This window comes from Stenotrophomonas sp., assembly GCF_032099025.1.
Lineage (GTDB): Bacteria > Pseudomonadota > Gammaproteobacteria > Xanthomonadales > Xanthomonadaceae > Stenotrophomonas.
This window is the reverse complement of the sequence record NZ_DAMCID010000004.1, coordinates 180,739-190,275: the sequence shown is the minus strand read 5'-3', so window position 1 is coordinate 190,275 and position 9,537 is coordinate 180,739. Positions and strand designations below refer to the sequence as shown.

The window sequence follows — 9,537 nt, the reverse complement described above, 5'->3', positions numbered from 1 at the left end:
CCAGGGACCTACCGGCCGCGACGGGGCTCGGCTTGCGGTACGCGATGGAAAAGCGGATGTCACGGTGCCAACGCCGGTGGGGCGAGTGCGGGGCCGGCATGCCCTTGCGGCGAAGTAAAGGAGGAGGGGGCGGCCGAAGGCCGACGCCGGGGGACATTCGCAGGCAAGGGTATGGCGGCCCCGCGCTCGCCCCACCGGCAGCCGCTGTTGAGCGACCTTCACCGGCAAGGGCATGGCGGCCCCGCGCTCGGTCCACCGGCAGCCGCGTCTGCCCGTTTTCGCTCAAAGCATGTACGGCACCTTGAATGCCAGGGTGAAGTCCGGGGCGTCCGGGGTCAGGCCGATGCCGAGCAGGCTGACCAGCGTGGTGTTCTGGTTCAACGCGTAGGTGATGCCCAGGTTGAGGGTGGCGGCGTTGGCGTCGCTGCCCACGATCTTGACCCACTGGCCGCCCTGGAAGCGGGTGGATGCTCGGGCGCTGAGCTTGTCGCTGAAGGAGATGCTCAGGCTGGTGCGTTCGTTGAACGCGAACGCGACGCCGGCGCCGAAGTAGATGGAGCCCCCCAGCTTCACGTCACCCGGGTTGACGGTGTCGGGGTTGGCGTCGAGATCATCGAAGCTGCGCTCGAACGAATGGATGTAGCCAAGGTTGGCGAACAGGATCGCCGGGTCGGCGGTCTTGACGGCCGACAGGCCGACGTTGGCCTGCCACACGCCGTTGCCGGTGGGTTGCTGTTCGGGCACGGCGAAGCGGATGAAGTCGTCGTCGTCGCGCTCAAGCACCTTCCAGTCCACGCCATAGGGTGCGCGGCCGGTGGGTGCGGTGGCGCCCACGGTCAGCACGGTTTCAGGCCAGCGGCCGTGTTCGGAGAACAGTTTGTAGTTGCCGCTCAGGCTGACGTCGCCGATGCCGTTGCCGGTGGTTTCTTCCTGGGCGATGGCCGCGGCCGAGCCGCCGGCGCCGCCCTTCTGGAACACGGTCTTGCGCGCCAGGTAGGGCACGTCCAGGTTCAGCGCCAGGCGTGGGGTGAGTCCCCAGCGCGCGGCCACGTTGTAGGTCAACGAGTCGGACTCGACGTTCTCGATGGCGATGTTGCCGAGGAAGATCGCATCCAGGGCAAGGAAGCCGTTGAGGGTGAGCTGTTTGCGGTCGTAACGCGAATAGCTGAGGCTGTTTTCGATGGTGAAGCGACGGGTGAACAAGGTCGCGGTCTGTTGCTTGACGTCATCCACGCTGCGCCGCGAAGCCTGTTTGGCCTGCTGGGCTTCGGCGGCGCTGCTGGCATAGCCGTCGCCGGTAGGCGGTGCCGCTGCGGTGGACGGCAGGGGCTCGGAGGGCGCGGCGCCGGCGATCGGCGCGGTCTTGCCGGTCAGGCGGGCCTGCATGGCCTGTACCTGCATGTCCAGTTCGCGCAGGCGGCGTACTTCCTGGGCGTAGTTGGCCTTGAGCAGCTCCAGCTGCTGGATGAGTGCCTTGACGTCGGCTTCGTCGTTCGGTGTGGCTGGCGCGGTCTGCGCGTTCGCCGCCGCCGACATCACCAGTGCCAGCGCCGCCAGCGCCAACGGTGTCGTGTGTATCGAGGTGTGCATGTCCCTGCCCTACGGTTCTGTGTCGTTCCCCCCGCCCGGCCGTGGGTTACTGGCCGGGCCCCATGCCAACGCCGCGGACAAGCGTCATCGCCTGGGCCACGTTCTGGTTCAGTGATCCACTGCTGGCCAGCGTCTGCCGGACCAGGTCGATCTGCATGCGGTTGCTGACAGACTGCCCATCGCTGGTGACCGCGATGCTCTGGCCAACGCTGCCGTTGCGGATCCACTGCTGCACGGAGCCAATGCCCTGGATCTGCAGCTGCACGCTGGCACCGTTGCCGTCCCGCTGTGCAAGAGCGCTCACGCCGCCCTGCTGCGCGCTGACCTGTGGTGCGCTCTGCTCGGTGGCGGCCGGCGCGTTGCCGTCGCGCACGTTCAACTGGGTGGCATTGCTGGCCACGTTGTTGTCACCGGCCACCTGGATGCTCTGGGTGAGACCGGCCACGTTCTGCAGGCCGCTGGAATCCACGCTGCGCCCGGGCGTGACCGGCAGCGGAGCATCCGGCGCGGTCACCACGACGCTGGGCGTGAAGCTGACCTTGGGCGTGTTGCCGCCGTGGCTGAAGTCCATGCCGAGCGTCAACGCGCTCTGCGCGGACTGGTTGCCGGCCTGCCATTGCGAAATCATGGTGACGCCGAACCAGGCCACGGCATTGCCGTTGACCGTATAGCGCCCGCGCATGAGGTTCAGTTCCGGATCGGGGATCTCATTCAATCCCTTGCCGGGGCGTCCCTGCTCCTGGGGTGCCGGTGCATCGGCGGCGTGCGCCGGGGCGACGCCCATCAGGGCGAGGAGCAATGCACTGTGCGTCCAGATTGCGTTGTTCATGGTGCCTCCTAGAACAGATCGGCATGGGTGAAACCGAAATCCACCAGCTCTGCGTCGGTGATCGGGCCCTGCCGTGCATACAGCGACCGCGCGCTCGGCCGTTCGCCGGGCTGCAGCAACACCGTGTTGCGGTCGAAATCGCTACCGATTACGACGAACACGGCGCGCGACGGCCACGATTCGAGAAATTCGCTGACTGGAATGCTGCGGTTGCCCAGGATCGGGTCGGCCACGTCCACCAGATCACCGCGGACCTGCTTGAGGACCACGAAATGGCGGAAGCCCCGCACATCCATCAACACCAGCCCGGGCACGCGCAGGGAGCGCAGGCGCTCTTCGTTGACGCGGTAACCGCGTCCGCGCATGCCCATGGATTCGACGTAACGCTTGATGTCCAGCAGCGAGAATCCCCGCTGGTGGACCAGTTGCGGGTCCGAGACCCCCATCATGCCTTCGATCACCGTGCCCTCGTCGGCGTCCAGGTGGTAGGCATAACGCAGGAGCGTGGCCAGGGCGGCCGCACCGCAGCTGTAATCGGTGTGTTGCCGTACCACGTTGCGGAAACGGCGTTCCTGCATGCTCTCCACGCGCTGGGTCAGGACCGCGCCGTTGGGCAGCACGCCGCTGAAGGCGACGTCACCGGCACGCGAAGCGCCCACCGGCAGCATCCACAGCGACAACGCGCAGCACAGGGCTCGGGTCGACCACATCGGCATGGCTCCAGAAAAAGGAAGGAGCCCCTGCCCCAAAGGGGGAGGATGGAACAGGGGCTCCCGGGGGCCCGGCCATTGGCGGATGGCCGGGTTTGTTGCGCTCAACGCGTGTTGCTTGCGAAAGCGGACAGACTTACTCGCCGCCGCCCGGGGTCGGGCCGCCGGTGGACGGCTGGGCCACGGCCAGTGCCAGTGCATTGGACTGCAGGTTGCCCGAGCCGGACGCGACGTTGACGCCGATGTTGCCGGAGGCGCCGGAGAACGCACTGCCGGACAGCGAAGCGTTGTTTTCCGCGTTGACGTTCACCCAACGGGTGGTGCGCACGGTGCCGCTCAGGCTGGCGTACAGATCGGCGACGCCCACTTCGACAAAGCCCAGCTGGCCCTCTTCATCCGTATCGAAGGCAATACCACCTACGCCTTCGTTGTACGGGTTTGCGGTTGCATTCTGGATCTCGTTGTCCATGTCGAGATGCCCGGTGCTGTCGCCGCCCGGATGCGGCAGCTCGCCTTCCCAGCTGTCCAGGTAGTAGTTGTCCTTCTGGTACGCGTTGCCGCGGCCCTCGTAGACACCGCCGCCGACGGCCAGCGTGCCACCGGCAACACGGCCACGCATGGTGACCTCGGTGGTGTCGGACAGGGCGCGCATGTAGCCCGCGTTCTCCACGCTGTTACCCGAGGAGACCTGGTTGGAACTGATGCTGGACGTTGCATAGGCGGCGGTGGCCACCGAGGCGGCGAGCGCGTTCTTCTGCTCGTTGTTGTTGCCCGCCGCGACATTGGCGCCGATGTTGCCGCTGGCATTGCTGAAGGCATTGCCACTCAGGCTGGCGTTGTTGGCCACGCCCTCGTTCATCGTGGTGTTGCCCGCACCATACTGGTTGACGAAGACCTCCGCGTCGGACATGCCGAAGCTGAAGGAGGCATCCGCGGCGGACAGCGAGGCCGCGTTGTCCTGCGCGTTGTTGTCACCGGCGGCCACGTTGAAGCCCAGGTTGCCGGAGGCATCGGAACCGACGTCTTCACTGATCGACGCGTTGTTGTCCAGCAGCGCGTTGGACGCTTCGTTGTTGGTGATCGACTGGCGGTTGTCGATGATGGCGATCGCCGCCGAATCCAGGTCGATCGAACCGGTGATTTCCGGGTCACCCGAGAAGCTGATGTCCGAGCTCAGCCGGAGATCCTTTTCCAGGTTCACGTCAACGCCGTGGTTGTTCTTTTCCTGGCGCTCGTCGGCCTGGATGTTGCTCGTCTTGTTGACGTTTTCGTTGACGGTGACGTCACGGGTGCGGGTCACGTTGTCGGTGGTGTTGCTGCTGGAATTGCGGGTGCTGTCGTTGCTGGTGGTGGTGCTGGTGTTGCGCACCCGGGTGCGGGAATCCCAATCATTGCGGATGTTGGTATCGATGTTGGTGTCGATATCGGTGTTGATGCTGGTATCAACATCGGTATCGACATCGGTGTTTACGTTGGTGTTGAGGTTGGTGCGCGTTTCAACCACGTTGTGCAGGTGGTTGATGAATGCACTCTGGTTCTGGTTGTCCTGCGCGGCCGCCGAAGCGGACGCGGCAGCGGCGATGGCCAGTGCAAGTACGGTCCTGTTCATGGTGTTCATGGTGCCCTCTCTCTCATTACGACAATCGGGTGGATGAAACTACTCACGGGGTGGACTGCACCGAGATGCCCAGTTGGTTGGCGGTGACGTTGCCGGTACCCGCGATCTGATTGAGTTGCAGAACCCCGTCGAAACCCTCCAGCGCGGTGTCCTCCACGGCGACACTGCGGGTTCCGGCGGACCGACCGCTGTTGGCGGTGCCCTGCCCCCCTGCTGACGCAAGCGCCCCTGACGCGGCCAAGGCCTCGTCGTTCGTCTCGCGTATGCCCTGTTGCGCCAGCGTGGCGGTGACGACGTTGAGCGTCGCGTTGCCGGTGCCGCTGGCCTGATTGATCATGGCGACGCCCCTGGCGCCGTTGAATGCCTGCCCGCCGATGCTGGCGCTGGCGTCCAGCGCGCCGTCGGCACGCACGCGGTTGCCGGCGTGGCGCTGGCGCGCCTCGATGTTGATGTGTGCGTTGTCGCCGTTGGCGATGCCCAGCAGGTTGGCCTGCAGGTTGAGATCGCCGGCGGCCATGTTGACGGTCATGGCGCCGTCGGCGCCGCTCAGCGCGCGGCCATCGATACGACTGTGGTTGAGGTAGGACAGCATCGCGGCGTAGTCGTCAGCCTGCTGCGCGCACAGCGGCAGCGGCAGGACCAGCAGCAGTGCCAGCGGCACCCGACGCATCACGCGATTCATTTGCCGGGCCCGCCTGCAGGCTGGCCAAGCGGGAACTGCCCCAGCGCTCCGCGCACCTGGTCACCGATGCCGCGGGTGGCATTGCCCACCGCGCCCATCGGTCCGTTGATGCTGTTGCTGAGGGAGTTGCCCGCCAGCACACCACCGTCGCCCGTGACATTGCCCAGGCTGTTGGTCACGGTGGTACCGGTGACCCGCTCGACCGTGGTCTGTGGGTGGCCCACGCCGGCGCCGGTGCTCGAGCCGAGCGAGGCGTAATCGTCGTCGCTCAGTTCGTCCATCCCGGCGGGCGTACCCAGGGCATTGGCCACTTCGCGCTTGGGCGAAGGCTCGGCAATCAGTGCCATGCCGGGCGGTGCGGGCCGGTAGGCAGGCCGCGCGGACACATCACGCAGCAGCACCATCTCACCCGGCTGGGACTTGACCCCTTGCCGTGCGCCGGATGCCTGCACGACAGCCGGTGCCATCACCGCGACCACCAGCAACCATGCCACTGCGGTTTCCCTGCTGCGTACGCCAACGCTGTCCATTGCGACCTCCGATAATCATGCGGAGGGGATGGAGCAGTAATCGTGCCAACTCCGAGAGGCCCGGATGGCGGGCGTTCCGCGCTCGACGCGCGGTCCCGCTGCAACGCAGGTGTTACACCCGTGTGCAGGTTCACGCGGCCTGAACACGGGCGGCAATCGTGCGGGAACCGCGGCAGTACTGGCGTCCCGGCGGGGTGTATCAGCGGTGTTACACCGTGCGATACACCTGTCACACCGCGCAGTCAGCAAAACGAAGACGGGCCAGCATGTGCTGGCCCGTGTCTGTTCGAGGCGACCGCTGGCGCGCCGTTACCGCGATGTGGACTCTTCGCCCTCGTCCACGCCCAGGTTGGTCGAGGGGTTGTCGTAGACCGCGCGGTCGAGCAGGCCGGTTTCCTTGGCGACCAGCACCGGCACCAGCATCTGGCCGGTGACATTGGTCATCGTGCGCATCATGTCCAGGATGCGGTCGATCGCGTACAGGTACCCGATGGTCTCCAGCGGCAGGTTGGCCGCGCTCAGCACCACCGTGGCCATCACCACGGCCGTGCCCGGCACGCCGGCCGTGCCGAAGCTGCCCAGCACCGAAGCGATCAGCACCACCACGTACTGCTCCGGCGTCAACGGCACCCCGGTGTACTGCGCGATGAACACCGCGCACAACGCCGGGTAGATCGCGCCGCAGCCATCCATCTTGATGCTCGCTCCCAGCGGCACCGCGAACGACGCATAGTCCTTGTTCACGCCCAGGTTGTGCGTGATCGAGCGCATCGCTGCCGGCATCGCCGCGAAGCTGGACGAACTGACGAACGCCACCTGCATGCCCGGGGCCGCGCCACGGAAGAACTTCAACGGGTTCAGCCCATGTGCCAGCAGCAGGCCGCCGTACACCACCACGATGTGCAGGGCGCAGGCAACGTACAGCGCGAGCACGAAGTTGCCCAGCGGCAGCAGCTTCTCGAACCCGTAGCTGCCCACCAGCCCCGCGATCAGGCCGAATGTCCCCAGCGGCGTCATCTCCAGCACGAACCGCGTGACCTGGATCATGATGTCGCTCATCTGCCCGGTGAGCTTGCGTGCCTCGGCGACCTTGTCGCCCAGCTTGACCATCGCAAAGCCCAGCAGGCCGGCGAAGAAGATCACCGGCAGGATCGAACCGCGGCCCGCCGCCAGCACCGTCTCGCCGGCGGCGTTGACCCGGGTGCCGATCCCGGTGAGGGCATAGAACACATTGGACGGCACCACGTCCATGAGCACCTTGACCACGCTGGGCACATCGCGCGGCGTGTAACCGTGGTCCATGCTCAGGCTCAGGGCGCCGGTCCCCGGCTGCATCACCGTGCCCACGGCCAGCCCGATCCCCACCGCCAGCGCAGCGGTGATGATGAACCAGAGGAAGGTACGTCCCCCCAGCGCGGCCACCGACTTCTGGCCGTGCAGCGAGGAGATCGCATTGATCACCGCGAAGAACACCAGCGGCACCGCGATCATCTTGATCAGCGTGACATACAGGTCGCCCAGCGGGCCGAACCAGACCTCGGCGGCGGGACCGAGCAGCCAGCCGGCCAGCGCGCCCAGCACGAAGCCGCCAAGTACGCGCTGCCAGAACGGGATCCGCAACCAGGCAGACACCAGCGTCATGAGCATTCCAGGGAGAGAGTGTGACAGCGTGCCACCTTAGCCCAAGCCGCCAGCGGGGACGAGACGTACAGGGAAAATCAGCGTGTCATCGGCGTGCCTTGCGGCGTTCTGCATAATGAACGCCCGTTTCATCAATGAGATATGCGCGTCCATGTCCCGTTTCACGCCTCTGGTGGCCGCCCTCGCCACCACCCTGCTGCTTGGCGCCTGCGCCACCTCCGCCCCCGCGTCCCGTGCCACTGCCGGCGCCCTCCAGGTCGATGTCCCGGCCGTGGCCCATCCCGCCGGTGAAACCCCGCAATGGTGGTACCTCAGCGGCGCGGCCCGCGCTGCCGGCAGCGGTGCGATGGATGGCCGCGCCAAGAACGTGATCCTGTTCCTGGGCGATGGCATGAGCCTGACCACGGTGGCCGCCGCGCGCATCTTCGAGGGCCAGCGCAACGGCAACCCGGGCGAGGAAAACCTGCTGTCCTGGGAGCGCTTCCCGGCCACCGCATTCAGCAAGACCTACAACACCGACTCGCAGACCCCGGACTCGGCCGGCACCATGACCGCGATCACCACGGGCGTGAAGACCCACATGGGCGCCATCGGTGTGAGCGCGGGTACCCGCAACGACTGCGCCGACAGCCTGGGCAAGGGCCTGCTGACCTGGCTGCAGCTGGCCGACAGCGCGGGCATGGCCACCGGCGTGGTGTCCACCGCGCGCCTGACCCATGCCACCCCGGCGGCCACCTATGCCCACTCGCCTGAACGCAATTGGGAAAACGACGCCGACCTGCCGGCCGAGGCCAAGGCCGCCGGCTGCACCGATATCGCCCAGCAGCTGCTCTCCACCTCGCGCTACGGGCGCGGCCCGCTGGTGGCCCTGGGGGGCGGCCGTGGCGAGTTCACCACGGTGGAAGAACGCGACCCCGAATACGACGACAAGGTCGGCCAGCGCCTGGACGGGCGGAGCCTGGTGAGCGAATGGCAGCAGGCGCACCCGCAGGGCGCGTATGTCTGGAATGCCAGGCAGCTGCAGGCCGCCGCCAACGCCCCGGCCATCCTGGGCCTGTTCGAGCCGGACCACATGCGCTATGAGGTCGAGCGCAAGGACGATCCGTCCGGTGAGCCGAGCCTGGCCGAGCTGACCCAGGCCGCCATCGCCAACCTGTCGCGTCACCAGGAAGGCTACGTGCTGATGGTCGAAGGCGCCCGCATCGACCACGCCAACCACAGCGGCAACGCCTACCGCGCATTGAGCGATACGGTGGCCCTGTCCGATGCGGTGCGTGCCGCCGTGGAGGCCACGTCCGACCAGGACACCCTGATCATCGTCACTGCCGACCACTCGCACACGCTGAACTTCGTGGGCTACCCGGCCCGTGGCAACCCGATCCTGGGCAAGGTGAAGGACAAGGGCGGTGAAGACGGTACCGGCGGCCTGGACGTGGCCCGTGACGGCCTCGGCCTGCCCTACACCACGCTCAGCTACGCCAACGGCCCCGGCTATACCGGCGCCACCAACCAGCAGCCGGCCGGTCACAAGACCTACCCGCATAATCCGAGCAGCTTCGACCCGGCATCCGGTCGCCCGGATCTGAGCCATGTCGACACCGAGCATCCCGACTACATGCAGGAAGCACTGGTGCCGACCAAGAGCGAAACCCATGGCGGCGAAGACGTCGGCATCTGGGCGCGTGGCCCGGGCAGCAAGGCGGTACGCGGCACCATGGAGCAGAACGCGATCTACCACATGATCGTGCAGGCCACCCCGCGCCTGCGCGAGCGCCTGTGCAAGGCCGGCACCTGCGACGCCAAGGGCGTGCCGGTGGACCTGCCGGTCCCGACCGCGTTCGAACGCAAGGCAGCCGGCAACTGATGCCGCGCCAGCGCACGGCGCACGCCGACCGCCTGCTGCGGTCGGCTGCGCTGGCGCTGCTGCCGGCCGGCTG

At 66.9% G+C, this 9,537-nt stretch carries 8 protein-coding genes; 1 reads left to right on the top strand and 7 read right to left on the bottom strand.

Going from position 1 to position 9,537, the window contains the following annotated elements; all coding sequences use genetic code 11:
* Positions 1 to 282: 282 nt before the first annotated feature.
* The 7 genes from RT456_RS05035 to RT456_RS05005 all read right to left on the bottom strand — a co-directional run bounded on the left by RT456_RS05035 (position 283) and on the right by RT456_RS05005 (position 7,600).
* Positions 283 to 1,590, bottom strand: a complete 1,308-nt coding sequence (locus tag RT456_RS05035) for a transporter (protein ID WP_313343330.1) — start codon at positions 1,588 to 1,590, stop codon at positions 283 to 285.
* A 46-nt stretch (positions 1,591 to 1,636) separates the two neighbouring features.
* Positions 1,637 to 2,374, bottom strand: coding sequence for a hypothetical protein (locus tag RT456_RS05030; RefSeq protein WP_313343354.1), 738 nt, complete (start codon positions 2,372 to 2,374; stop codon positions 1,637 to 1,639).
* Between the two features lie 53 nt (positions 2,375 to 2,427).
* The gene (locus tag RT456_RS05025) at positions 2,428 to 3,129 is read right to left on the bottom strand and encodes a C39 family peptidase (protein ID WP_313343327.1); all 702 of its coding nucleotides are present in this window, start codon (positions 3,127 to 3,129) and stop codon (positions 2,428 to 2,430) included.
* A 136-nt stretch (positions 3,130 to 3,265) separates the two neighbouring features.
* Positions 3,266 to 4,747 (bottom strand): adhesin, encoded by a 1,482-nt coding sequence (locus tag RT456_RS05020; protein WP_313343324.1) that lies wholly within the window; start codon positions 4,745 to 4,747, stop codon positions 3,266 to 3,268.
* 43 nt (positions 4,748 to 4,790) lie between these two features.
* Positions 4,791 to 5,417 (bottom strand): hypothetical protein, encoded by a 627-nt coding sequence (locus tag RT456_RS05015; RefSeq protein WP_313343351.1) that lies wholly within the window; start codon positions 5,415 to 5,417, stop codon positions 4,791 to 4,793.
* An 8-nt stretch (positions 5,418 to 5,425) separates the two neighbouring features.
* A complete protein-coding gene (locus RT456_RS05010) occupies positions 5,426 to 5,959 on the bottom strand; it encodes a hypothetical protein (protein WP_313343321.1) in 534 nt (177 codons plus the stop codon).
* 309 nt (positions 5,960 to 6,268) lie between these two features.
* Positions 6,269 to 7,600 carry a dicarboxylate/amino acid:cation symporter gene (locus RT456_RS05005; RefSeq protein WP_313343319.1) on the bottom strand — a complete coding sequence of 444 codons (1,332 nt, stop codon included), beginning with the start codon at positions 7,598 to 7,600 and terminating at the stop codon, positions 6,269 to 6,271.
* Positions 7,601 to 7,751: 151 nt separating this feature from the next.
* On the opposite strand from RT456_RS05005, the gene RT456_RS05000 reads away from it, so the two are divergent.
* Positions 7,752 to 9,464: an alkaline phosphatase gene (locus tag RT456_RS05000; protein WP_313343316.1), complete on the top strand. Its 1,713-nt coding sequence runs from the start codon at positions 7,752 to 7,754 to the stop codon at positions 9,462 to 9,464.
* The last annotated feature ends 73 nt before the right edge of the window (positions 9,465 to 9,537 follow it).

Bases quoted from the DNA above. Each gene is read 5' to 3' on its own strand.
- RT456_RS05015 (WP_313343351.1), bottom strand. From the start codon at position 5,417: ATGCGTCGGGTGCCGCTGGCACTGCTGCTGGTCCTGCCGCTGCCGCTG.
- RT456_RS05020 (WP_313343324.1), bottom strand. From the start codon at position 4,747: ATGAACACCATGAACAGGACCGTACTTGCACTGGCCATCGCCGCTGCC.
- RT456_RS05025 (WP_313343327.1), bottom strand. From the start codon at position 3,129: ATGTGGTCGACCCGAGCCCTGTGCTGCGCGTTGTCGCTGTGGATGCTG.
- RT456_RS05005 (WP_313343319.1), bottom strand. From the start codon at position 7,600: ATGACGCTGGTGTCTGCCTGGTTGCGGATCCCGTTCTGGCAGCGCGTA.
- RT456_RS05010 (WP_313343321.1), bottom strand. From the start codon at position 5,959: ATGGACAGCGTTGGCGTACGCAGCAGGGAAACCGCAGTGGCATGGTTG.
- RT456_RS05035 (WP_313343330.1), bottom strand. From the start codon at position 1,590: ATGCACACCTCGATACACACGACACCGTTGGCGCTGGCGGCGCTGGCA.
- RT456_RS05000 (WP_313343316.1), top strand. From the start codon at position 7,752: ATGTCCCGTTTCACGCCTCTGGTGGCCGCCCTCGCCACCACCCTGCTG.
- RT456_RS05030 (WP_313343354.1), bottom strand. From the start codon at position 2,374: ATGGGCGTCGCCCCGGCGCACGCCGCCGATGCACCGGCACCCCAGGAG.